25 protein-coding genes and 4 tRNA genes are annotated in these 23,708 nt (G+C 62.3%); 27 read left to right on the forward strand and 2 right to left on the reverse strand.

The window, feature by feature from the left end; genetic code table 11:
• Window positions 1-9 precede the first annotated feature (9 nt).
• Together RHP72_RS08685 and RHP72_RS08690 are read left to right on the forward strand one after the other, a co-directional pair.
• Window positions 10-1,155, forward strand: coding sequence for a glycosyltransferase family 1 protein (locus tag RHP72_RS08685; protein ID WP_197523597.1), 1,146 nt, complete (start codon window positions 10-12; stop codon window positions 1,153-1,155).
• A 37-nt stretch (window positions 1,156-1,192) separates the two neighbouring features.
• The gene (locus RHP72_RS08690) at window positions 1,193-1,891 is read left to right on the forward strand and encodes a demethylmenaquinone methyltransferase (protein ID WP_042925614.1); all 699 of its coding nucleotides are present in this window, start codon (window positions 1,193-1,195) and stop codon (window positions 1,889-1,891) included.
• 55 nt (window positions 1,892-1,946) lie between these two features.
• On the opposite strand, the gene RHP72_RS08695 is transcribed toward RHP72_RS08690, so the two are convergent.
• Window positions 1,947-3,209: a geranylgeranyl reductase family protein gene (locus RHP72_RS08695; RefSeq protein ID WP_371684349.1), complete on the reverse strand. Its 1,263-nt coding sequence runs from the start codon at window positions 3,207-3,209 to the stop codon at window positions 1,947-1,949.
• A gap of 104 nt (window positions 3,210-3,313) precedes the next feature.
• On the opposite strand from RHP72_RS08695, the gene RHP72_RS08700 reads away from it, so the two are divergent.
• Window positions 3,314-4,363, forward strand: a complete 1,050-nt coding sequence (locus RHP72_RS08700; protein WP_311094849.1) for a polyprenyl synthetase family protein — start codon at window positions 3,314-3,316, stop codon at window positions 4,361-4,363.
• A gap of 153 nt (window positions 4,364-4,516) precedes the next feature.
• Entirely contained in the window at window positions 4,517-5,380 is an 864-nt protein-coding gene (gene htpX / locus RHP72_RS08705; RefSeq protein ID WP_007728460.1) for a zinc metalloprotease HtpX, read from the forward strand.
• A gap of 71 nt (window positions 5,381-5,451) precedes the next feature.
• Here the strand turns inward: htpX and RHP72_RS08710 are convergent, their stop codons facing one another.
• Window positions 5,452-5,943 (reverse strand): YajQ family cyclic di-GMP-binding protein, encoded by a 492-nt coding sequence (locus RHP72_RS08710; protein ID WP_003941854.1) that lies wholly within the window; start codon window positions 5,941-5,943, stop codon window positions 5,452-5,454.
• 224 nt (window positions 5,944-6,167) lie between these two features.
• Between RHP72_RS08710 and RHP72_RS08715 the strand changes: the two genes are divergently transcribed.
• From RHP72_RS08715 to RHP72_RS08825, 23 genes are all read left to right on the forward strand, one after another.
• Window positions 6,168-6,250: transfer RNA gene (locus RHP72_RS08715), tRNA-Tyr, on the forward strand.
• A gap of 329 nt (window positions 6,251-6,579) precedes the next feature.
• Window positions 6,580-6,652 (forward strand) — tRNA-Thr (locus tag RHP72_RS08720).
• Between the two features lie 45 nt (window positions 6,653-6,697).
• Window positions 6,698-6,770, forward strand: a tRNA-Met gene (locus RHP72_RS08725).
• A gap of 61 nt (window positions 6,771-6,831) precedes the next feature.
• Window positions 6,832-6,999, forward strand: a complete 168-nt coding sequence (rpmG, locus tag RHP72_RS08730) for a 50S ribosomal protein L33 (RefSeq protein ID WP_003941903.1) — start codon at window positions 6,832-6,834, stop codon at window positions 6,997-6,999.
• A gap of 86 nt (window positions 7,000-7,085) precedes the next feature.
• Window positions 7,086-7,640, forward strand: a complete 555-nt coding sequence (hadA, locus tag RHP72_RS08735; protein WP_019744315.1) for a (3R)-hydroxyacyl-ACP dehydratase subunit HadA — start codon at window positions 7,086-7,088, stop codon at window positions 7,638-7,640.
• On the forward strand, window positions 7,627-8,052 hold the full coding sequence (gene hadB / locus RHP72_RS08740; protein ID WP_003941909.1) for a (3R)-hydroxyacyl-ACP dehydratase subunit HadB: 426 nt from the start codon (window positions 7,627-7,629) through the stop codon (window positions 8,050-8,052). The genes hadA and hadB overlap by 14 nt, the downstream gene beginning before the upstream one ends.
• A 173-nt stretch (window positions 8,053-8,225) precedes the next feature.
• Window positions 8,226-8,298, forward strand: a tRNA-Trp gene (locus RHP72_RS08745).
• Window positions 8,299-8,329: 31 nt separating this feature from the next.
• Entirely contained in the window at window positions 8,330-8,833 is a 504-nt protein-coding gene (secE, locus tag RHP72_RS08750; RefSeq protein ID WP_003942030.1) for a preprotein translocase subunit SecE, read from the forward strand.
• A gap of 84 nt (window positions 8,834-8,917) precedes the next feature.
• Entirely contained in the window at window positions 8,918-9,754 is an 837-nt protein-coding gene (gene nusG, locus RHP72_RS08755) for a transcription termination/antitermination protein NusG (RefSeq protein ID WP_003942049.1), read from the forward strand.
• A 66-nt stretch (window positions 9,755-9,820) separates the two neighbouring features.
• On the forward strand, window positions 9,821-10,255 hold the full coding sequence (gene rplK, locus RHP72_RS08760; RefSeq protein WP_003941896.1) for a 50S ribosomal protein L11: 435 nt from the start codon (window positions 9,821-9,823) through the stop codon (window positions 10,253-10,255).
• Window positions 10,256-10,364: 109 nt separating this feature from the next.
• Entirely contained in the window at window positions 10,365-11,084 is a 720-nt protein-coding gene (gene rplA, locus RHP72_RS08765; RefSeq protein ID WP_003941982.1) for a 50S ribosomal protein L1, read from the forward strand.
• A 134-nt stretch (window positions 11,085-11,218) separates the two neighbouring features.
• Window positions 11,219-11,911 carry a hypothetical protein gene (locus RHP72_RS08770; RefSeq protein WP_042453090.1) on the forward strand — a complete coding sequence of 231 codons (693 nt, stop codon included), beginning with the start codon at window positions 11,219-11,221 and terminating at the stop codon, window positions 11,909-11,911.
• A 419-nt stretch (window positions 11,912-12,330) separates the two neighbouring features.
• Complete coding sequence (gene rplJ / locus RHP72_RS08775; RefSeq protein ID WP_003942074.1) at window positions 12,331-12,915, forward strand: 50S ribosomal protein L10; 585 nt, start codon at window positions 12,331-12,333, stop codon at window positions 12,913-12,915.
• Between the two features lie 78 nt (window positions 12,916-12,993).
• Window positions 12,994-13,380 carry a 50S ribosomal protein L7/L12 gene (gene rplL, locus RHP72_RS08780; protein WP_003941857.1) on the forward strand — a complete coding sequence of 129 codons (387 nt, stop codon included), beginning with the start codon at window positions 12,994-12,996 and terminating at the stop codon, window positions 13,378-13,380.
• Between the two features lie 259 nt (window positions 13,381-13,639).
• Window positions 13,640-14,761 carry an ABC transporter ATP-binding protein gene (locus RHP72_RS08785; RefSeq protein WP_007728450.1) on the forward strand — a complete coding sequence of 374 codons (1,122 nt, stop codon included), beginning with the start codon at window positions 13,640-13,642 and terminating at the stop codon, window positions 14,759-14,761.
• A 9-nt stretch (window positions 14,762-14,770) separates the two neighbouring features.
• Complete coding sequence (locus tag RHP72_RS08790) at window positions 14,771-15,565, forward strand: ABC transporter permease (protein WP_003942038.1); 795 nt, start codon at window positions 14,771-14,773, stop codon at window positions 15,563-15,565.
• 5 nt (window positions 15,566-15,570) lie between these two features.
• A complete protein-coding gene (locus RHP72_RS08795) occupies window positions 15,571-16,431 on the forward strand; it encodes an ABC transporter permease (protein WP_003941894.1) in 861 nt (286 codons plus the stop codon).
• The gene (locus tag RHP72_RS08800; RefSeq protein WP_003942007.1) at window positions 16,428-17,789 is read left to right on the forward strand and encodes an MCE family protein; all 1,362 of its coding nucleotides are present in this window, start codon (window positions 16,428-16,430) and stop codon (window positions 17,787-17,789) included. The genes RHP72_RS08795 and RHP72_RS08800 overlap by 4 nt, the downstream gene beginning before the upstream one ends.
• Window positions 17,786-18,865: an MCE family protein gene (locus RHP72_RS08805; protein ID WP_003941932.1), complete on the forward strand. Its 1,080-nt coding sequence runs from the start codon at window positions 17,786-17,788 to the stop codon at window positions 18,863-18,865. The genes RHP72_RS08800 and RHP72_RS08805 overlap by 4 nt, the downstream gene beginning before the upstream one ends.
• Window positions 18,862-19,857, forward strand: coding sequence for an MCE family protein (locus RHP72_RS08810; RefSeq protein ID WP_003942053.1), 996 nt, complete (start codon window positions 18,862-18,864; stop codon window positions 19,855-19,857). The genes RHP72_RS08805 and RHP72_RS08810 overlap by 4 nt, the downstream gene beginning before the upstream one ends.
• Window positions 19,857-21,110, forward strand: a complete 1,254-nt coding sequence (locus RHP72_RS08815; RefSeq protein ID WP_003941941.1) for an MCE family protein — start codon at window positions 19,857-19,859, stop codon at window positions 21,108-21,110. The genes RHP72_RS08810 and RHP72_RS08815 overlap by 1 nt, the downstream gene beginning before the upstream one ends.
• Window positions 21,107-22,384 (forward strand): MCE family protein, encoded by a 1,278-nt coding sequence (locus RHP72_RS08820; protein WP_042453094.1) that lies wholly within the window; start codon window positions 21,107-21,109, stop codon window positions 22,382-22,384. Before RHP72_RS08815 ends, RHP72_RS08820 begins: the two co-directional genes overlap by 4 nt.
• Window positions 22,381-23,628, forward strand: coding sequence for an MCE family protein (locus RHP72_RS08825; RefSeq protein ID WP_003942085.1), 1,248 nt, complete (start codon window positions 22,381-22,383; stop codon window positions 23,626-23,628). Before RHP72_RS08820 ends, RHP72_RS08825 begins: the two co-directional genes overlap by 4 nt.
• The last annotated feature ends 80 nt before the right edge of the window (window positions 23,629-23,708 follow it).

The following is a 23,708-nucleotide window of genomic DNA, read 5'->3' on the forward strand; positions in this document are numbered from 1 at the left end:
GTTCTCGGTGTGAGAGTAGCCATCGTTGCGGAGTCATTCCTGCCCAACATGAACGGCGTCACCAACTCGGTACTACGCGTGCTCGAACACCTCGATCGCACTGGCCACGACGCCATGGTCATTGCGCCGGACACTGTCGGATCCGACACCTCTGCCGCCACCGAACACGAAGGCGTTCAGGTGGTTCGGGTGCCAGCCGTCATGGTGCCCAAAGTCAGTTCACTTCCCGTCGGCCTGCCGCAACCACGATTGACCACGGCCGTGCGGACCTTCGCGCCCGACGTCGTCCATCTGGCGTCACCGTTCCTGCTCGGCGCCGGGGGAGTGGCCGTCGCCAAGCGGCTCGGGATCCCGACCGTCGCGGTTTACCAAACCGATGTCGCCGGATTTGCCGAAAGCTACGGTCTCGGCGTCACCAGCCGCGCCGCATGGGCGTGGACCCGTCGAATCCACAAGAGCTGCAACAGGACACTCGCGCCCTCCACGTCGGCAGTCGACGCCCTCGAAGAGCACGGCATTCCGCGCGTGCACCGATGGGCCCGCGGCGTCGACGCACAACGATTCGCGCCTTCGCGTCGTAGTTCGGTGTTGCGGCAGTCCTGGATCGGCGACAGCGACCGGTTGGTGGTCGGCTTCGTCGGTCGCCTCGCGCCCGAAAAGCACGTCGAACGATTGGCGGCCCTGGCCGGCGATCCCAGTGTGCAGATCGTCGTCGTCGGAGACGGCCCGGACCGCGAGAACCTACGACGACTGATGCCGGACGCGATCTTCACCGGACAACTCGGCGGTACCGCGCTGGCCGACGCCTATGCGAGCCTGGACGTATTCGTTCACCCCGGCGAGCACGAGACCTTCTGCCAGGCGGTCCAGGAAGCCCTCGCGAGCGGTGTGCCTGTCGTCGGACCGGACGCCGGCGGACCACGTGACCTGATCTCGCATTGCCGCAACGGCTACCTCCTGCCGACGGACAGGTTCACCGAACTCCTGCCAAGCGCCGTCGACGCACTTCGTCAGCGTGATCTGCGGGTGCAGTTCGGCTCCGCGGCGAGGCGCTCGGTGCTGCACCGGACCTGGCCGGCAATCTGCGAAGAGTTGCTCCGTCACTACGAGGACGTGCAGGGCCTCGGGCGGCGAACGGGTGCCAGAGCAGCCTGAACGCCCTCGCTGCCCGAGGGTTGGTAGCGTTTCGGGTGTGGCCACTACACACGGAACCCGAGCAACTCTCGAGAAGCAACCGCACGAAGTCGCGTCGATGTTCGACGACGTCGCGGAGCGATACGACCTCACCAACACCGTGCTGTCCTTCGGCCAGGACAAGGGTTGGCGCAAGGCCACCCGCGAAGCCCTCGATCTGAAGCCGGGCGAGAAGGTGCTCGACCTCGCCGCCGGAACCGGAGTCTCGACCGTCGAACTGGGGCGCTCCGGTGCCTGGTGCGTCGCCACCGACTTCTCCAAGGGCATGCTCAAGGCCGGAATCTCGCGCAAAGTTCCGATGGTCGCAGGTGACGCGATGTACCTGCCCTATGCCGACAACGTGTTCGACGCCGCGACGATTTCCTTCGGTCTGCGCAACGTCTCCGACTTCGAAGCCGGACTGCGTGAGATCGCCCGCGTCACCAAGCCGGGCGGACGTCTCGTCGTCAGCGAGTTCTCGACGCCCGTCTTCGGGCCCTTCCGCACGGTCTACATGGAATACCTCATGAAGGCGCTCCCTCGGGTTGCACGCACCGTCAGCAGCAACCCCGACGCCTACGTGTACCTCGCCGAATCGATCCGCGCCTGGCCGACCCAGGAAGAGTTGGCCCGCAAGATCGAGGCTGCCGGCTGGAAGAACGTCAAGTGGCGCAACCTCACCGGCGGCATCGTGGCGCTGCATTACGCCACTGCCTGAACTGCTGTGCGCCTTTATCAACCCCCGGCGGTTAATAAAGGCGCACAGCACTTGCTCAACCGAACAGCGGTCGGGAGTCGATCTTTCTCGACGCGGCCCCCGACGCGCGCCAGGCCTTTGCCGTCAGGTCGGCGTCGGCGTCGGTGACCAGGTTCCCCATCACCCGAACGGCGACCGTCATCAGTGCCCGTGAGCGCATCGCGATCGGACCCGACGCGGGCAGGAACTGCGGAACCGTCAGCAGGCCTGCGAGCCGGCGCGCGACCGAGAACGCCTGCCCGTAGTGCTCCCGAAGCACGGTCGGCCACAGCTCCGTCAGATCGTCGGCGCCGAGCTGTTCGACCACCAGACGTCCGCCTTCGAGGCCGTAGTCGATGCCCTCACCGTTGAGCGGGTTCACACACGCTGCGGCGTCGCCGATCACGGCCCAGTTGCGTCCGGCGATGTTGGAAACGGCTCCACCCATGGGTAGCAAAGCCGAAGCGACGGAATGTATTTCGCTGCTCCACTGCCACTCGCTTCGGCGCTGATCGGTGTAGAGGTCCAGCAAGGGTCGCAAGGCACCTGGTGCCGGGCGCTTGGACGTCGCCAGTGTCCCGACGCCGATGTTCACCTCGCCGGTACCGAGCGGGAAGATCCAGCCGTACCCCGCCTGCAACGTGCCCTCCGCGTCCCGCAGTTCCAGATGCGAGGTGATCCACGGGTCGGCGCTGCGCGGCGTCGCGACATACGCGCGTGCCGCGACGCCGTACGCAGTGTCCCGGTGCCACTGCCGTCCCAGCTTCTTGCCGAGCGTCGAGCGAACGCCGTCGGCGATGATCAGCGTCCGGCAACGAAGAGTGCTGCGTCCCGAGGGGCCGGCGAGTACGACGGCGGCTACTCGATCACCGTCGAGTTCGACGTCGACGGCCTTGGTGCCCTCGACCATGACCGCGCCCGATTCGACGGCGCACCGGCGAATGGCGTCGTCGAGTTCGGTCCGGGGGATCGCACTGCCGATCGGCGGGAACGACGTCCCCGGCCACTCGAGTTCGAGTTCTTGTCCGAAGCCGGACAACCGTAGTCCCTTGTTCGTCGTGTGTGACCGAACCCACTCGCCGAGGCCGAGGAGATCCAGTTCGGCCACGGCGCGCGGAGTGAGTCCATCACCACAAGTCTTGTCTCGCGGGAAGACGGCAGCGTCCACCAGCACGACGTCTCGGCCGCTGCGGGCGGCCCACGCCGCGGCCGAAGAACCCGCGGGACCTGCGCCGATGACCACAATGTCGGTTTCGTTCGGAAGCGAATCGACGACGGGGGACTGCTCTTCTACGGACACACTCACATCTTCCCAGGCTCGCGATCGCCACCGTGGCGAGGCCGTCCCGAGTGCGAACCGCTAGGTTCACTACCGTGGGAACCGAGCCGTCACTGACGACAGGAATGGGTACTGACATCGTGAGCACCGAAAAGACTGCTGCCGACGCAACCGCATCGAGCACCGTCGTTGCAGGCATCGACCTGGGCGACGAACAGCTCGCCGCAGTAGTGCGTGGTGGACTCTCCGATGTCGAAGAGTTGTTGGTCAGCGAGCTGTCCGACGGAGAAGACTTCCTCACCGAGGCTGCGCTGCATCTCGCGCGAGCTGGTGGAAAGCGCTTCCGTCCGTTGTTCACGATCCTGACCGCGCAACTCGGACCGGTGCCGAACGATCCGTCGATCATCACCGCAGCGACTGTCACCGAACTCGTTCACCTGGCGACGCTCTATCACGACGACGTCATGGACGAGGCGTCCATGCGGCGCGGAGCACCCAGCGCCAACGCCCGCTGGGGAAACAGCGTCGCGATCCTGGCCGGCGACTATCTGTTCGCGCACGCATCACGACTGGTGTCGACGCTCGGACCCGAGGCCGTTCGGATCATCGCCGAAACATTCGCCGAACTGGTCACCGGCCAGATGCGCGAGACGATCGGTGTCAAGAAGGAGCAGGATCCGGTCGAGCACTACCTCAAGGTCGTGTGGGAGAAGACCGGTTCGCTGATCGCTGCTTCGGGACGCTTCGGCGGCACCTTCTCCGGCGCCGACGCAGCTCACATCGAGCGCCTCGAGCGCCTGGGTGACGCCGTCGGCACCGCGTTCCAGATCTCCGACGACATCATCGACATCTCGTCCGTCTCGGCGCAGTCCGGCAAGACGCCCGGCACCGACCTGCGCGAGGGAGTCCACACCCTGCCCGTCCTGTACGCGTTCCGCGATGAAGGGGCCGACGCAGATCGCCTGCGGGAGCTTCTCGCGGGCCCGGTTACCGAAGATGCCCTGGTGGAAGAGGCCCTCGAACTGCTCGAGCGTTCGCCGGGCATGGTCAAGGCGAAGGCAAAGCTCGGCGAGTATGCCGTCGCGGCGAAAGCTCAGTTGGCTGAGCTCCCGCAGGGACCGGCCAACGAAGCGCTCGTGCGTCTCGTCGATTACACGATCGAACGAGTCGGCTGACACCTCGGCGAATCGGGGCTACCGGGTGGAAACCCCGACAGTCACTGGGTGGGAACCCTGATGCCCCTGTCCTTCGTTGACTGAACAGAACCGGTGCATACACCGGGGAGTTCGGGTGAGCCTTCGGCTCCAGCGAGGCAAGAGGTGAGCGGTTTGCACGGCTACGCGAACGGTGCGAAGACATTCGGCTTGTTGGTGGGGATGTCGGCGCTGATCGTCTTCATCGGCTCGCTGTTCAACAGCCCGTTCCTTCTGTGGGGATCCGTTCTGTTTGCCGTCGGCATGAATGCCTACGTGTACTTCAACAGCGACAAGCTGGCGCTTCGATCGATGCGCGCCCAGCCCATCACCGAGGTCGAGGCACCGGCGATCTACCGGATCGTGCGCGAACTCGCCACGACGGCGCACCAACCGATGCCCAGGCTGTACGTCAGCCCCACGAACGCCCCGAACGCGTTTGCCACCGGTCGTAGCCCTCGGCATGCCGCGGTGTGCGTGACCAGCGGCATCATGCAGATCCTGAACGAACGCGAACTGCGTGCCGTGCTCGGGCACGAACTCTCCCACGTCTACAACCGGGACATTTTGATCTCGTCCGTGGCCGGCGCGATGGCCAGCGTCATCTCTGGCCTGGCCAACTTCGCGATGTACGCGAGCATCTTCGGCGGCCGAGGGAACGGGCAGGGAAGCAATCCGATCGCGCTGCTGCTCGTCTCCCTGCTGGGACCGATCGCGGCAACCGTGGTCAAGCTGGCCGTTTCGCGCTCTCGCGAGTACCAGGCGGATCAATCGGGAGCCGAGCTCACCGGTGACCCGCTGGCGTTGGCGTCGGCGCTGCGCAAGCTCGAGTCGGGCGTCGCAGCCGCGCCGTTGCCGCCTGAGCCCAAGCTCGCGGCGCAGTCCCACCTGATGATCGCCAACCCCTTCAGGGCGGGGGACAAGGTCAGCAAGCTGTTCTCGACGCATCCGCCCATGGCGGACCGGATCGAGCGTTTGGAGAAGATGGCGGGGATGTAGGGGCCTTCGGCCCCTGTGAGCCTTTCTGGTCGTCGGAACTACCAAAAAGGCGCACAGGGGCGCAGCCCCTACTACCGGTAGTTCACGAACTGCAGGGCGATCCCGAAGTCCTCACCCTTGAGCAGGGAGATGACGCCCTGGAGGTCGTCGCGCTTCTTGCTGCTCACACGAAGTTCCTCACCCTGGATCTGCGCCTTGACGCCCTTGGGGCCCTCGTCGCGAATCTTCTTGGTGATCTTCTTCGCGTTCTCGCTGCTGATGCCCTGGACCAAGGTTCCGGACAGCTTGTAGATCTTTCCGGACTGCGCCGGCTCGCCGGCATCGAATGCCTTCAGCGAGATGTCGCGACGGATCAACTTCTCCTTGAACACGTCGAGGGCGGCCAGCAGTCGCTCCTCGGTGTCGGCGTTCAACGTGATCGTCTCTTCACCAGACCACTCGATCGACGCTCCCGTGTTTCGGAAGTCGAAACGCGTGGTCAACTCCTTGGCAGCCTGATGCAGGGCGTTGTCCACCTCTTGACGGTCAACCTTGCTCACCACGTCGAAGGACGAATCAGCCACTTCACACTCCCGCTTTCCGGTAGTTCACGAACATCGAGTTCCGCCCACCTTCCATACCGGTGGACACCTCGACGTTATCGGGTCGGCACCGCCCGTTACCACCCGGTTTGCAAAATGGGGGTGTGTTCGTTGTATTCTTCTCACCGCACCGAGGAAGCCGTTTTCGGCCGCCGCACGTCGCGATATACTTGCGAATGCGCCGGATGGAAGCCTGGTGCAAGCACGGCAGATTGCCCGAGCGGCCAATGGGAGCGGACTGTAAATCCGTCGGCTTATGCCTACGTAGGTTCGAATCCTACATCTGCCACACCAAGTCAGCCCCGATTCTCTTCGCGAGAGTCGGGGCTGCTTTTTTGTGCGTGTACCGAGGTCGAGCGCGCGTTGGCGACGCAGGCGCCGGCTTCGGCTCAGGGGTGTCGGAGGCTCAGGGGCCTCGGGATGGGCCCCGGGGGATGGTTTCAGGGGGAGTGCGGGGTCAAGTTGGTTCCCGCAAAGCCCTCGCCAGCGGCCTCGATCGGTGCAACAATGGGCTCCGGCACCATTTTTGCCCCGATGACCAGCGGATTTGGTGCTGGCGCTCGTTCGTGTGTAATCTTTCGGAGGCTTCAAGAGAGCGGCAACGCGCTCCTGAGCCACGCCCCCTTAGCTCAGTCGGTAGAGCGTTTCCATGGTAAGGAAAAGGTCAACGGTTCGATTCCGTTAGGGGGCTCGCTGGATTGTGGTGCCGTGCTTTCCGCGCGACACTCGACACCGAGGCGGTGTAGCTCAGTTGGTAGAGCAAACGACTCATAATCGTTGCGTCGCCGGTTCAAGTCCGGTCACCGCTACACAATATGCATGATCCACCCTGATTGCTCGTAATCAGATACACCCGAAAGAAGGCATCCCGTGGCCTCCTCGACCGACGTTCGGCCCAAGATCACCTTGGCCTGCGAGGTATGCAAGCACCGCAACTACATCACCAAGAAGAATCGGCGCAACGACCCCGATCGCCTGGAGCTCAAGAAGTTCTGCCCCAACTGCGGAACCCACCAGTCGCATCGCGAGTCGAAGTAGTAAGTCCTTAACAGGACGACGATTTTCGCGGAAGACCCTCTCTGGGCCTGCGTCTTCGGGTCCTAGCTAGAAGAGAGTCTCACCGCGTGACAGATTTGCAAGAGAACCAGGCAGCGGCCGAGGTCCCTACGGACCCGGCCGCTCATGCCGTCCAGATGGTCGGTCACCACTATCGTGTCGAAGACTTCTACGAGGTCGGACGCGAGAAGGTACGCGAGTTCGCTCGCGCCGTCCAGGACGCCCATCCCGCGCACTACGACGAGTCGGCAGCCAAGGGCCTCGGATACGACGGCCTGATCGCTCCCATCACGTTCGTCGCCATCGTGGGTGCCATTGCTCAGCGACGTCTGTTCGAAGAGATCGTCACAGGCTACGACCTGAGTCAGATTCTTCAGACCGATCAGCGCTTGGTGCTGCACAAGCCCATGCAGGTCGGTGACCGACTCTTCTGCGACGTCTTCCTGGATTCGTTCAGGCAGGCCGCAGGTAGCGACATCATCGTGACCAAGAACATCATCACCGATCAGAACGACGAAGCCGTCGTCACCACGTGGACGACGCTTGTTGCTCGAACGGGTGGGGAAGTGGACGAGAACATCGCCCACGCAGTCAAGGACGTGATGATGCATGTCGCTTCGTAAATTTTCCGACGTGAGTGTCGGCGAACTTCTCCCCGAGAAGTCCGTCACCCTGACGCGTGGAAACCTCGCCAACTACGCGGGTGTTTCGGGAGATCCCAATCCGATTCACTTCAGTGACGAGGTCGCACGACTTGCCGGCTTGCCGGACGTCGTCGCGCACGGCATGCTCTCCATGGGCATCGGTGCCGGCTACGTCACCGAATGGCTGGGAGATCCGGGCGCAGTGACCGAGTACAACGTACGGTTCACGAGCCCGGTGATCGTGGCAGCCGACAAGGCTGCCGAGATCGAGTTCACCGCCAAGGTGAAGTCGATCGACGAAGAAAGCAAGACCGCAGTACTGGCAATTGTGGCCAAGTCCGAAGGTAAGAAGATCTTCGGTCGTGCCACTGCCACGGTCCGTCTAGCCTGATCGCAGGGCGGATTGTGTTTGTTCCGGGGCTTTGAAGTACACTGAGATTTCTGGGATTCCTCAGCGCTGCGCGCTGCCCTGAATGTTGCAAGACATTCACCTCGGGTAGCGCGTATGTTGTGTGATCGCAGAACGGTTGATTCAGGCAGGGTCTACCTGTCGAGGTCAACCAAAGGGGCGTAGCTCAACTGGCAGAGCAGCGGTCTCCAAAACCGCAGGTTGCAGGTTCAAGTCCTGTCGCCCCTGCCCCCGGATGCCAGCGACTGAGAGGAACGACGTGAGCGAGGAGCGCGCCAAGCGCGACGCCGACACTTCGGATGCGGAGACTTCACCGTCTGCCGATTCGACCGGTGTCGACGACACTGCAGCTGACGCGACTACGCGTTCCGATCTTTCGTTGGACAAGGACGGTGCCGAAAAGGCTCCCTCCGCATCCAGTGGGGTTTCCAACAAGCCGACCGGCAAGCGCGCTGCACGCGGCGCCTCGGTCAGCGCGTCCACCGTGAAGACTCCGGCCCGGACGGCATCCCGGACATCTTCGGCCAAGCCGACTGCAACGAACCCCGGCAAGAAGCCCAAGGCGAAGAAGGACAACATCTTCAAGCGCCTGCGCAAATTCTTCCGCGAGGTCATCGCAGAACTCCGTAAGGTCATCTGGCCGAACCGCAAGCAGATGATCACCTACACCAGCGTCGTGCTGACGTTCGTGGTCTTCATGGTCGCTTTCATCAGCGGCGTCGATATCGCTGTGATCAAGGGTGTCACCTGGCTGTTCGGCTGATCGCCGTAGCAGTCGGGCGTCTTTGCCTGCGAGCGCGACAAGACCCGACCCGGGTCCGAGTAACGAGAGGAAGCGAGTGCCCCAGTGAGCACCCCCGAGAACGACACGAATGAGGCTTTGGCCGAAGAGCGTGTTTCTGCCGAGGCGGCAGCCGAAGTAGACGTCGTGGTTGCCGAAGGCACCGATGCAGACGTTGCCGAAGGCACTGATGCAGACGCTGCAGCGACCGAGGACGTCATCTCCGACGATGCCGAGAACTCCGACGAGGCCGCTCCCGCCGCCGAGCTCGAGGTCGAGGATCCCGTTGCCGAACTCAAGGCTGCGCTGCGCCGCGCCCCGGGTGACTGGTACGTCATCCACTCGTACGCCGGTTACGAGAACAAGGTCAAGACCAACCTCGAGACTCGCGTTCAGAACCTCGATGTCGGCGACTACATCTTCCAGGTGGAAGTTCCCACCGAAGAGGTCACCGAGATCAAGAACGGCCAGCGCAAGCAGGTCAACCGCAAGGTTCTGCCCGGATACATCCTCGTTCGCATGGAGCTCAACGACGAGTCGTGGGGCGCCGTGCGCAACACGCCTGGTGTCACCGGTTTTGTCGGTGCCACGTCGCGTCCCTCGCCGCTGACCCTCAACGAGGTCGTCAAGTTCCTGCTCCCGCAGCAGGAGCAGAAGAAGCAGCAGGCTGCAGCGGCCGCCGTCGCAGCAGGCGAGGCACCGTCCGAGTCCTTCGGCAAGCCCCTCATCGAGGTCGACTTCGAGGTCGGCGAGTCGGTCACCGTCATGGACGGCCCGTTCGCAACCCTTCCGGCCAGCATCAGCGAGGTCAACGGCGAGCAGCAGAAGCTCAAGGTTCTCGTGTCGATCTTCGGTCGTGAAACCCCGGTTGAGCTCAACTTCAACCAGGTCGCGAAGATCTGACCACCCCAAAACTTGCAATTTGTTCGACGCAAGACACACACCCAAGCTAGAAACTAGGAACTAGAGATGCCCCCAAAGAAGAAGAAGCTCGCCGGGCTCATCAAGCTGCAGATCCAGGCAGGTCAGGCTAACCCTGCACCTCCCGTGGGTCCCGCGCTCGGTCAGCACGGCGTGAACATCATGGAGTTCTGCAAGGCCTACAACGCGGCGACTGAGTCCCAGCGCGGCAACGTTGTGCCGGTCGAGATCTCGGTCTACGAAGACCGGACCTTCGATTTCAAGCTGAAGACCCCTCCCGCCGCCAAGCTGCTCCTCAAGGCAGCCGGCGTCGCCAAGGGCTCCGGCGAACCGCACAAGACCAAGGTTGCCTCGGTGACCATGGATCAGGTGCGCGAAATCGCGAAGACCAAGGCTGAAGACCTCAATGCCAATGACATCGAGCAGGCCGCGAAGATCATCGCCGGCACCGCTCGTTCCATGGGCATCACGGTCCAGGGCTGATAGTCCGCTCCACAGCATTACGTGGGAGGGCCGGCCAGGCCCCGACCACAACTGAACCATTCACCACTGCACAGGTAATTCGCTGCAGTGACAAGTAAGGACAGAACAAATGGCAAAGCGCAGCAAGGCGTACCTCGCCGCCGCTGAGAAGATCGACGCAGACAAGCTCTACAGCCCGCTTCAGGCTGCAAAGCTCGCCAAGGAGACGTCGTCCACCAAGATGGATGCAACCGTTGAGGTTGCAGTTCGTCTGGGCGTCGACCCCCGTAAGGCTGACCAGATGGTCCGCGGAACGGTCAACCTGCCCCACGGCACCGGTAAGACCGCTCGCGTCATCGTGTTCGCTGTTGGCGAGAAGGCAGCAGAAGCCGAGGCTGCAGGCGCTGACGTAGTCGGTGCAGAAGACCTGATCGAGCGCATCCAGGGTGGATGGGTCGATTTCGACGCCGCAATCGCGACTCCTGATCAGATGGCCAAGGTCGGCCGCATCGCCCGTGTCCTCGGACCGCGTGGCCTGATGCCGAACCCGAAGACGGGCACCGTCACGGCGGATGTCACCAAGGCTGTCAACGACATCAAGGGCGGAAAGATCAACTTCCGCGTCGACAAGCAGGCCAACCTGCACTTCGTCATCGGCAAGGCATCGTTCGACGATGAGAAGCTGGTGGAGAACTACGGCGCAGCCCTGGACGAGATCCTGCGTGCGAAGCCCTCGTCGGCCAAGGGTCGCTACGTGAAGAAGATCACGGTCTCGACCACCACCGGTCCGGGCATCCCGGTGGATCCGAACCGTACTCGCAACCTCCTCGAGGATGCTGCAGACGCGTAAGCAGTCCGCATACGAACAAGAAGGCCGGCAGGGATCACTCCCTGCCGGCCTTCTTGTCTGTGTCGGGAGGGCCTGCCTCTGCCGGTGGTATCGGTCCAACGGTGGTATCGATCCAACGGTGGCATCATCGGGGTATGCACGAAGCGTTCCAGTTCCTCGGAAACTTTTGGTGGCTGATCTTCGTTTTCGGCGGCACCATCGGTGGGGCGCTGAAGGGTGTCGCGGTTGCCAACGAAAGGCGGATCGAGCGCCGGCAAGAGCGCTTCCGGCTCAAGCAGCAGACCAAGGTCGCCATCGCGCAAGCCAACGCACAACATCACGCCGACGAAGAAACACAGCGCCGAGAGCTGGCCAAGGCAATCGAGCAGCACGATGCGGTCGACGCCCGATGGTTCTCGTACGAACTCGATCCGGTCACACTGCTCGACACCCCGATGATGACGGACATGCGCGAGCCTTTGACCGCCGATTTTCATCGAGCCAAATATCGTGCCGATCTGCTTCGCCCAGGCAATCCGGAGACGATGATCGGCAACCAGCAGGCACAAACCGAGTACCGCGAGGCGGTGCACGCTTACTCGATCGCCTTCGAAATCGCGGAAGCTGAGGCGAAGCGCCGCCGACGGAGCGGATTCACCCTCGACGAACAAGAACGCCTGGTACGGGCGCAACGTCTGCTGCGACTGGCCATGGACGAGGGCGCGACGCCACAGGAACGTCAGAGTGCGTATCGGAAGGCCCACAAGGAACTCGATGGATTGCTGGTGTTGCCGGACCGAGCTCGGGCAGCAATCGAACACAAGATCGCCAGGGCTATCGGTGCTTGAAGGAATCGGGTGCGTGACGAACCCGATTTGGTTGTGCAGCGAGCAGTCAGGTAGTCTTCGAGGCGGAGTTCAGTGCTGGATATGAACTTCACCCCAAAATCATGTTCTACCCAAGACCGTTGGTGATTGCACTCAGTGATGGGTGTGGTTGAAAGTCCGGGAGTGCCCGGCGGCCCACGTAGGTGAACGAGGTAGGGGGATAGCTTGACGTAGTGGTTCTACAGTTTGCCTGGTTATGCACTGCCTCGCTTTGCATCGTTACGCTGATTCGTAAGCCTCTTCTTCATGTTTCCTCTGTACGCCCCGTGCGCTTGCGCCGGGGCGTTTTGCATGTCGCGGACTGTGTCTTCTCGGGTTCACCCCGATGAGGTGCAGCGGTTCCTGAGTGGGACAACGACTGTCACGAGAGGAGGCGAAGTATGGCAAAGCCTGAGAAGGTTTCCGCAGTTGCGGAAATCACCGAGCAGTTCAAGGGTTCGACCGCCGCTGTGGTCACGGAATACCGTGGCCTTTCGGTTGGCAACATCACGACACTGCGACGCGCTCTCGGAGAAGGTGCCACCTACTCCGTCGCCAAGAACACCCTGGTCAAGCGTGCCGCCGCAGAGGCTGGCATCGAGGGCCTTGATGACCTGTTCGTTGGTCCGACCGCCATTGCATTCATCAAGGGCGAACCGGTCGACGCTGCGAAGGCTCTGAAGAACTTCGCTAAGGACAACAAGGCGCTCATCATCAAGGGCGGCTACATGGACGGCGCTGCGCTGTCCGTGGAAGAGGTCAACAAGATCGCGGATCTCGAATCCCGCGAAATCCTGTTGGCAAAGCTTGCCGGCGCGATGAAGGGCAACTTGGCAAAGGCCGCAGGCCTGTTCAATGCTCCCGCTTCGCAGATGGCCCGTCTGGCCGCTGCCCTGCAGGAGAAGAAGGCTGCAGAAGGCGGAGCCGCAGAGGCCCCCGCAGAGGCTGCCACCGAGGCTCCGGCCGAGGCCGAAGCCGAAAGCTGATCCGCACCCGCGCATCACTGCTATAACCCCGCCCGGTCGCGGATCAGCGACATGGGACTTACAGGAAGGACCGCCACAATGGCGAAGCTCAGCACCGAAGAGTTGTTGGACCAGTTCAAGGAGCTCACCCTCCTCGAGCTCTCGGAGTTCGTTAAGGCATTCGAGGAGACCTTCGAGGTCACCGCTGCTGCTCCCGTCGCCGTCGCCGCTGCAGGCGCACCGGCTGCCGGCGCAGAAGCTGCTGAAGAGCAGGACGAGTTCGACGTCGTCCTCGAGTCGGCTGGCGACAAGAAGATCCAGGTCATCAAGGTCGTCCGTGAGGTCGTTTCCGGCCTCGGCCTGAAGGAAGCCAAGGATCTCGTCGAGAGCGCTCCGAAGGCCATCCTCGAGAAGGTTGCCAAGGACGCCGCAGAGGCTGCCAAGGAAAAGCTCGAAGCTGCCGGCGCAAAGATCGTCATCAAGTAAGACGGTTTTCCCGCTGCTCTTCGCGAGTAGTAACGAAGAGGGCCACTCCCCACGGGGAGTGGCCCTCTTTTTTTGAACTTTTTTCGCGGGTGATATGCCGGAATTCATGCAGGTGGGAGGGGTGTCCGAACTAGGCTGTGATCTGAATTATGCTTCTTCCCTACTCGTTAGTAGTATTCGCAGTCACGGGTACCACTCCCATGCGATAGAGTGACCCAACCCACACGGGTGCATGCATGCAACGGACGTCGCGGAGGTAATGGTGGGAGTCGAGGTAGCGGTACAAGGACTGACAAAGTCTTTCGGGTCGCAGAGGATTTGGCAGGACGTGTCGTTGACACTTCCCGCGGGTGAGGTCAGCGCACTGCTCGGGCCTTCGGGTACCGGTAAGTCGGTGTTCCTGAAGTCCCTGATCGGACTGCTCCGCCCTGAACAAGGCTCCATCGTCATCGACGGCACGGACATCCTGCAGTGCTCCTCCAAGGAGCTCTACGAGATCCGCAAGCTGTTCGGCGTTCTCTTCCAGGACGGCGCACTGTTCGGCTCGATGAACTTGTACGACAACATCGCCTTCCCGCTTCGTGAGCACACCAAGAAGTCGGAATCCGATATCCGCAAGATCGTGATGGAGAAGTTGGACCTCACGGGTCTGGTCGGCGCCGAGGACAAGCTTCCCGGTGAGATCTCCGGCGGTATGCGCAAGCGTGCCGGTCTGGCGCGTGCACTCGTTCTCGATCCCGAGATCATCCTCGTCGACGAACCCGACTCCGGTCTGGATCCGGTGCGTACGACGTACATCAGCCAAACGCTGATCGACATCAACGCCCAGTCGGACGCGACGATTCTGATCGTCTCGCACAACATCAACCTCGCACGCACGGTGCCGGACAACATCGGCATGCTCTTCCGTCGTCAGTTGGTGATGTTCGGTCCTCGTGAGGTGCTGCTCACCTCGGACGAGCCCGTCGTCAAGCAGTTCCTCAACGGAACGATGATCGGTCCGATCGGTATGTCGGAGGAGAAGGACGAGGCTCAGATGGCGCACGAGCAGGCGCTCGTCGACGCCGGTCACCACGCCGGTGGTGTCGACGACGTCGAGGGCATCGTGCCGCAGATGAAGGCCACCCCCGGAAACCCGGAGCGTCAGGCTGTTCGTCGTCGCCAGGAGCGCGTCCGTCAGATCATGCACACCCTCCCAGCTAACGCACAGGCGGCGATTCAGGACAGCCTCGACGAGGTTGACGGAACTGGGCAGTACGATCCCCAGTACGCCGAAGCGAGCGGCTATCAGGGGGAGTGGAACGACAACTCGCAAGACACGCAGGTCATTCCTGCATACGAGGGCGATCCCTACGGAAACACGACACACGGGCAAGGGTAGGCATATCGGATGGGGGTTACCCGCAACTCGGTTCTGAGTCCGGTCAACGGAGCATTAACTCAGGCCGGAAACATCGTCGAACTGTTTGTCGACGTCGTCAGGAATACGTTCCGGCGTCCATTTCAGTTCCGTGAGTTCATCGAGCAGGCCTGGTTCATCGCCAGCGTGACAATTTTGCCGACGGCATTGGTAGCCATCCCTTTCGGCGCCGTCGTCTCACTGCAGACCGGTTCGCTGATCAAGCAGTTGGGTGCAGAATCGTTCACCGGCGCTGCCAGCGTCCTGGCGGTGATCCAGCAGGGTAGCCCCCTGGTGACAGCGTTGCTGGTCGCCGGTGCGGCCGGATCGGCCGTGACGGCCGATCTCGGTTCTCGAACCATCCGTGAAGAGATCGACGCGATGGAAGTCCTCGGAATCAATCCGATTCAGCGCCTGGTGGTTCCGCGTGTACTCGCGATGGTGCTGATCGCTGTTCTGCTCAACGGACTGGTGTCCGTCGTCGGTATCGCGGGTGGTTACTTCTTCAACGTGATCCTGCAGGGCGGTAACCCCGGTGCCTACATCTCGTCGTTCTCAGCTTTTGCGCAGCTACCGGACATTTGGAGCGGTGAGATCAAAGCCGCGGTGTTCGGTGTCATCGCTGGTGTGATCTCCGCGTACAAGGGACTCCACCCGTCCGGTGGCCCGAAGGGCGTCGGTGAGGCGGTGAACCAGGCCGTCGTCATCACGTTCCTGCTGTTGTTCTTCGCCAATCTGATTCTGACGATGGTGTACCTCCAGATCGTGCCGGCGAAGGGATCTTGACCTAAATGACCATCGCACGAGGCCGCGGCGATCAGTTCCTGCTGAAGAGTCGCAAAGTAGCCAGAATTCCAGTGAACGCGTTGGACCGCGCGGGCGAGCAGATGTCGTTCTACGCGCGCGCCATCGCGTGGACCCCTCGCACGCTGCATCGGTACCGGAAGGAGACGCTTCGACTACTCGCCGAAGTGACCTTCGGTAGCGGTGCGCTCGCGGTGATCGGCGGAACCATCGGCGTCATCGCGATGATGTCCGGATTCACGGGTGTCGTCGTCGGCCTCCAGGGCTTCGCCGCTCTGGAGCAGTTGGGTAGCTCGGTCCTGACCGGCTTCCTCTCCGCATACGTCAACACCCGTGAGATCGCTCCGATCGTTGCGGCTCTTGCGCTCTCGGCCACGGTGGGTTGTGGCTTCACCGCCCAACTCGGTGCCATGCGAATCTCCGAAGAGATCGACGCGCTCGAGGTCATGGCAGTTCCGTCGGTGCCGTTCCTGGTCACGACGCGCATGATCGCCGGCTTCGTTGCCGTCATCCCGCTGTACATCGTGGGTCTGCTTGCGGCGTACCTCGCCTCGAGAGTGATCAGCACGGTCTTCAACGGGCAGTCGACGGGTTCCTACGACCACTACTTCAACCTGTTCCTGCCACCGCAGGACGTGCTGTATTCGTTTGCGAAAGTCCTGGTATTCGCCTTCGTGCTGATCCTGATCCACTGCTACTACGGGTTCCATGCCTCAGGTGGTCCCGCAGGTGTCGGCGTGGCCGTCGGCCGCGCTGTTCGCGCCGCAATCGTGACGATCGCCGTTCTCGACTTCTTCCTCAGCCTCGCAATCTGGGGCACCACGACGACAGTGAGGGTGGCCGGATGATCGAGGCTCCGTCAGTCCTGCGCCGCCGTGTGCTCGGACTCGTGTTCTTCGTGGTGTTGGCATTGTTCCTGGCCTTCACCATCGGAACCTTCAACAAGACGTTCAAGGACGTCGTGAAGATCGACCTTGTGACCGACACAGTCGGAAATGCGTTGCCACCCAACGCGGACGTCAAGGTCCGTGGGCTGCTGGTCGGCGAGGTGCGATCCGCGTCGACGAAAGACGGCCAGGTCACCTCGGTCCTCGCGATCGAGCCGGACAAGGCTGATCTGATTCCGTCCAACGTCACGGCGCGTCTGCTCCCGAAGACGCTTTTCGGTGAGCGCTACGTCTCCCTGATCATTCCGGAGGGAACCACCGCGACCCCGATTTCCGCGGGAACGGTGATCCACCAGGACAAGAGCGGCAATGCTGTCGAGGTCGGCGACGTTCTGGACGGACTGCTCCCACTTCTGCAGGCGATTCCGCCGCAGGATCTGGCGAACACTCTCGGTTCTCTCGCGCAGGGTCTGACGGGACGCGGCGCCGAGCTCGGTCTGACGGTCGATCGTCTCGAGGAGATCTTCCGCGGCGTCAATACCGAACTGCCCGCGGTGCAAGAGGATCTGCGCAAGTTCGCGGACTTCTCCCAGACGTACTCGGACGCTGCGCCCGATCTGATCAATGCTCTCGACAATCTGCGGACCACGGGTAACACGGTGGTGCAGAAGCAGGACCAGTTGCGGACACTGCTGGCGTCGCTCACCGTGACATCGTCGGACACCGCAGCCTTCCTCGAAGCGAACTCGTCCTCGATCATCACGCTCGCTGCGGATTCGAAGGAAGCTCTCCAGCTTCTGGCCCAGTACTCTCCGACCTTCGGGTGCACGTTCAAGGGCTTCTCGGACACCGCTCCGGAAGCTGCCAAGATCCTGTCCACCGACGCGCCCAATCCTGGTGTGCGTGCGAGTATTCAGATCGTGAACCCCAAGGGTCGCTACCTGCCCAACCAGGACGAGCCACGGCTCGTCGACAACCGCGGCCCGGTTTGCTACGACAACGTCACCGAGCCCGGTCGTCCGTTCCCGCAGTACCCCGGCGGTTCGTACGGTGACGGTTCCTACCAGGTTCCTTCCCGCAATCCAGGTCCCGCCACCATGGAATTCCTGCCTGCACCCGAGGGCTCCGGACCTCAGTTGTTCTCGACCAACAACAGCGGTCCTGCTCAGCAGGCCGGTTACGCGGGCTCGAAACTCGAAGAGGATACGTTGAAGGTGATCTACGGACAGGCCAACGGTGTTGCGCCGGACGATGTTCCGGCGTGGACCACGATGGTCAGCGCTCCGGCATTCGCAGGTGCGGAGGTGAGCGTCCAATGAGAGGACTCGCAGCTCCGCTGACAAAGCTCATCATCTTCGTCGTGGTGACGGTCCTGGCGACAGGACTGCTGGCAGCCAGTATCGCCAACCTCGGCGGCGGTGGCGGCACCAAGTTCAACGCCGTCTTCTCCGACGTCACTTCGTTGAACGAGGGCGACGAGGTTCGCATTGCCGGTGTTCGTGTCGGCCAGGTCGAGAAGATTGCCATCGTCAACGACAACCAGGCCGAGGTCCAGTTCTCGGTATCCGACCGTGATTGGTTGCCGGCCAGTTCCATCGCCACCATCCGGTTCCGCAACCTGGTGGGGCAGCGGTACATCTCGCTCTCGCAGGGTGAAGGCAGCCAAGGCAAGAAGATCACCGGCGGCGATACCCTGCCGCTGTCTCAGACGCGCCCGGCAGTCAACCTCACGACACTCTTCAACGGCTTCAAGCCGCTGTTCACCACCCTGAGCGCGGACGACGTCAACAAGCTGTCGTACCAGATCATCCAGGTCTTCCAAGGCGAATCGGGCACCATCAGTGAGCTCGTGCGCAACACCGCGAGCCTGACCAACACCGTCGCGGACAAGGACGCGGTCATCGGCGCGGTGATCAAGAACCTCAACGACGTTCTCGACACCGTCAACGCGAACGACAAGAACCTCGATTCACTGATCGTCAACACCCAGCAACTCGTCACCGGGTTGGCCAACGAGCGTGGGGTGGTCGGTTCGGCCGTCACCTCACTCGCCGGCCTGACCGACGCGACGGCAGACCTGCTCGAGCCGACGCGGCCGTCGATTCAGGGCTCGATCACGGCACTCAACACGCTGGCGACCACACTCAATCGTCGGAGTGACGACGTCAACGCGGTGCTCGAGACCTTGCCGGTCAAGCTCGAGAAGCTCGCACGCGTAGCGAGCTACGGTTCCTGGTTCCAGTTCTATCTGTGCGGAATCGACATCGTTGCCGGTCCAGGACAGTCTGCCTCGCTGAATCTGCCCACCGGCCTGCCGACGGTCAATCAGCCGATTTACACCAACGCGGCCACGCGATGCACTCAAGACGGTATGAGGGAGTTGCAAGGTCGATGAGTAAACGTCGCAGTCCGGCAATGGCCGGAGCCATCGGTATCTTCGTGGTGCTGCTGGCCACTTTGTCCGCGTTCTTCCTTGATTCGCTTCCGTTCGTGGGAGCAGGCTCGTCCTACTCCGCCGAGTTCTCCGAAGCCGCGGGTCTCAAGCCTGGTAACGAGGTTCGTATCGCCGGCGTGAAGGTCGGCAAGGTCACTTCCGTCGATCTCGACGGTGACCGTGTTCTCGTCGACTTCAAGGTCAGTGACGCGTGGGTGGGAGATCAAACCTCTGCGTCCATTCAGATCAAGACCATTCTGGGACAGAAGTACCTCGCCCTAGATCCGCGCGGAACCGACAACCTCGATCCCAAGGATCGGATTCCGCTCGAGCGCACCACCTCTCCGTACGACGTCGTTCAGGCCTTCTCGGCCGCGGCGGACACCGTCGGCGACATCGACACCGACCAGTTGGCGAAGAGCATGGAGACGTTGTCCCAGGCATTCTCCGAGACACCTGGCGATGTCCGCGCTTCGCTCGACGGCGTCAGTCGGCTGTCGCAGACGATCGCGAGCCGCGATCAGGACTTGCAGAAGCTCTTCGCCGCCACCGGGAAGACGTCGCAGATTCTTGCTGACCGCAACAAGGAATTCACCCAGCTGATCCGAGACGGTGGACTACTGGTGCAGGAGCTCAACAATCGCCAGCAAGCGATTTCGCAGCTGCTCACCGGAACTCAGCGCGTCTCTCAGCAGCTCACCGGTCTCGTTCGTGACAACGAGGCGGCAATCGGGCCGGCGCTGACGCAGCTCAACGGCGTCATCGACATCCTGAAGGCAAACAACGAGAACCTGGACAAGGCACTGAAGCTCTACGAACCCTTCATTCGCTTGTATGCCAACGTGGTCGGCAACGGCCGTTGGTTCGACCAGGTCGTCGTGAACCTCCTTCCGCCGGGTCTGCCGGACATTCCGGGCTACCGTGACCCCGTTCGTACGTTGGGAGGCAACTGATGGCTGATACTGCCGAAGCCGGAAGCGGCTCCAAGAAGCGCTCGGTCGCGATCATCGCCGCTGTTCTGATCGGGTTACTCGTAATCGGTGGCGCGCTGTGGTGGGTGTTCACTCGCGCCGGAACCACCAAGATCACCGCCTACTTCGACAAGTCGGTGGGTATCTACGACGGCTCCGACGTTCGTGTTCTCGGTGTCAAGGTCGGCACCGTCGAATCCGTCGAACCCCAGGGAGATCAGGTCAAGGTCGAGCTGCGTGTCGATCGTGGGATCGACATTCCCGCGGGTGCCAGTGCCGCTCAGATCACGCCGTCGGTGGTTGCCGACCGCTACATCCAGCTGACACCGGTCTTCACCGGCGGCGACAAGATGGCCAGCGGTGCAGTAATTCCGATCGAGAAGACGGCGACGCCCGTCGAGGTCGACCAGTTGTACTCCAGCATCGACGAACTCGCGTCGGCTCTCGGTCCTGAAGGTGCCAACAAGAACGGAGCACTGTCCGATTTCGTCGAGACAGGTGCGGCCAACCTCGAGGGCAACGGTGAAGCGTTGGGAGACAGCATCACCAACCTCTCGGATGCCGCACGGACGCTCAACGATTCGCGTGACAACATCTCGCTCACCATCAAGAACCTGGATACTTTTGTGGGCGCTCTCGCGGCCAACGATCAGCAGGTGCGCCAGTTCAACACGCAGTTGTCGGACCTGACCGGATTCCTGGCAGGTGAGCGCGACGATCTCGGTGCCGCTCTGAACCAGCTCTCGATTGCGCTCGGCGACGTCGCGAAGTTCGTGGCCGACAACCGCGATCAACTGGTCCAGACAACCGAAGGTCTCGTCGAACCGACACAGACATTGGCGAACAACAAGGAAGCACTGGCCAACACGCTCACCATGCTTCCGCTGGCGATCTCCAACTTGGTCAACTCGTACGACGCCGAATCAGGTGTGCTGGCTTCACGTCTGGCGTTCCCTGATCTTCAGAACCCGGCCGGCGTGCTCTGCAAGTTGATGGACCTCGGCAAGCTGTTGCCCGGTGATCCGCGGTTCGAGGCATTGGGAAGGCAGATGCAACCGGCTATCGACCAGTGCGCAAACGTCGCTGCGATGACCGACGCAGCCAATCAGGCTGCAGGCCTGAACCTTCCCTTCGGCATCCTTGCCGGTTCCGAACGACAGATGCAGGTAGTTCCGGGCACTGTGCCCGGCGTCGTGTCACCGCGACTGACCAGTGGAAACGGGGAGGGCGAGTGAAGCGTTCGTTGATAGTCGGCGCCGGATTGTGCGCCGTCCTGATCTCGGCAACCGCCTGCTCGTCCGAGGGGATCTACGCTGTCCCGCTTCCCGGCGGTCCTGATGTGGGTTCCGATCCGATGCACTTGACCATTCAGTTCGACGACGTGCTCGACTTGGTTCCGCAGTCCGCTGTGAAGGTCGACGGCGTTCCCGTCGGTCGAGTCGACGACGTGTCGGTCGGACCGGACGGATGGACCGCGGACGTCGGAATCATCCTCGACTCGTCGGTTGATCTGCCCGCCAACGCAATTGCCGCGGTCGAGCAGACCAACCTGCTCGGCGAGAAGTTCATCCAGCTGTCGGCCCCGCCGTCCGGACCGGACTCTACGAAGCTGGCCGACGGTGATCTCATTCCGCTGGATCGCACTCGCCACGCCACGGAGATCGAGCAGGTTCTCGGCGCATTGTCGCTGCTGCTCAATGGCGGCGGTGTGGGCCAGTTGCAGCCCATCGTCGAAGAACTCGGTGCCGCGTTCGACGGTCGCGAAGGCAAGACGAGAAGTCTTCTGGAGCAGGCGAACACACTCATCGGTGGACTCAACGAGCAGCGTGACGACATCACACGCGCGCTCGACGGCCTGGATGTGCTCTCGACTCGCGTCAACGATCAGAACGAGAAGATCGGGAAGATTCTCGAGGAACTCCCCGTTGCGACACAGGTTCTCAACGAGCAGCGTCCGCAGCTGACGCAGATGCTCGCTCAGGTGGATCGACTCGGAACAGTGGGAACCGACGTCCTCACACAGTCCAAGGACGATCTGATCGCTGATCTTCAGGCTCTGCGTCCGACGCTGCAGGCGCTCGCAGACTCCGGTGACGACTTCGTGGGGGCACTTCCGTTCCTTCCGACGTTCCCGTTCCCGGACGGTGTCGAGAAAATTGCACAGGGTGGTTCCGTCAACCTCTTCCTGAGTGTCGACCTGCAGATCGGCAATACACTCTCGGGTCTCGGTGTCGGGCAGGGAGAACCGGAATACCGCCAGCCCAAGTTCGGCAATCCCAAGCCGGTGGTCGACCCCTCCAACCCGTACTACAACGGCAACGGACCGCGACCGGGCTGGCCGACAGTGTCACTGCTGCCGATCGCTCCGATCCTGCCGCAGGTTCCCGTTGTCGCCGGCCTTCCCGCCACAACAGCGGGTGACCCGGCAACGCCGGCGCCCGCGGCGAACCCACTCAACCCCATCCAGGGAATGCTGGAACAGTTCGGAATCGGCGGTGATGGACAGTGAGATCAGCTCTGGTCAGATGGCAGCTCGTCGGCTTTGTCGTGGTTGCGCTCCTGGGTCTCATCTACGTCGGCGCCAAGTACGTGCGCCTGGACAACCTCATGGGGTTCGGTCAGTACACGGTCAAGACCGAATTGGCCACGTCCGGTGGAATTTTCACCAACGCCGAGGTGACGTATCGCGGCGTGCCGGTCGGGCGAGTGGGCGACATGTCGTTGACCGAGGACGGAATTCAGGTCGACCTGAAGATCGACAACAGTGCTCCGGAGATTCCCGCGTCGGCCCGTGCCGTCGTGGCCAACCGCTCCGCCATCGGTGAGCAGTACGTCGACCTTCAGCCCGATACCGACCAGGGACCGTTTCTCGAGGACGGCTCGGTGATCGCGGTGGGGGACACCACAACTCCGATCCCGATCGAGGATGTGCTGACCAGTGCCAACGGCTTGGTCAAGTCCGTGCCCGTCGACGCGCTCCACACCGTCGCCGTCGAACTCGGTGCAGCGTTCAACGGCAAGGGCGAGGACATTCAGGTCCTGGCCGATTCGCTGTCCGGCCTCTCGCAGTCCGGGCTCGACACTCTGCCTCAGACGCTCGCGCTGATTCGGAACAGTGAGACGGTATTGACGACGCAGTCGGATCAGTCCTCCGCGATCAAGCAGTTCAGTACCGATCTCGATGCTGTCACGGCGCAGTTGCGGACCAGTGATCCGGACATCCGTCGCTTGATCGACAACGGCATCCCGGCCAGCGATCAGATCGGTGCTCTCATCAACGAGGCGGGCCCGAGCCTGACGACTGACCTGACCAATCTTGCCGCGACCACCAAGACGCTTGCGCCGCGAACGATCGCGCTGCAGCCGTTCCTGATCTTCCTTCCCGGTCTGGCCGCTGCCGCACCGACGGTTGCTCCCGGCGACGGAACGGTCCATCAGGGCTTGGTGCTGGAGACCAACAATCCGCTCTCGTGCACGGTGGGTTACGAAGGCACCATGGCGATCCTGGACGAGATGAAGCGTCAGAATCCCAATTTCGACGACACCCAGCAGGACTTCCCGCTCAACACCGCCGCGTCGTGTGAGACGCCGCTGGGCAGCGAGACGGGCGTCCGCAGTGCCAACCGCGTGGTGTACGCCGATCCCGACACGATCCAGCCTTGGGACTTCAAGCCGAAGGTCGATCCGGACAAGTTGAACCTCAACCCGATCGCGACGCAGTTGGCGCCGTTGCTCGGAGTGACACCGAAGTAGACCGATCCGAATGTGGTCGAGTTTGTGCAGTTCAGGCTACTGAGTTGTGGCAGTTGACGATTCGCGGCCAGAGGCTGGGC

This window comes from Rhodococcus sp. SG20037, from assembly GCF_031763325.1.
Lineage (GTDB): Bacteria > Actinomycetota > Actinomycetes > Mycobacteriales > Mycobacteriaceae > Rhodococcus_F > Rhodococcus_F qingshengii.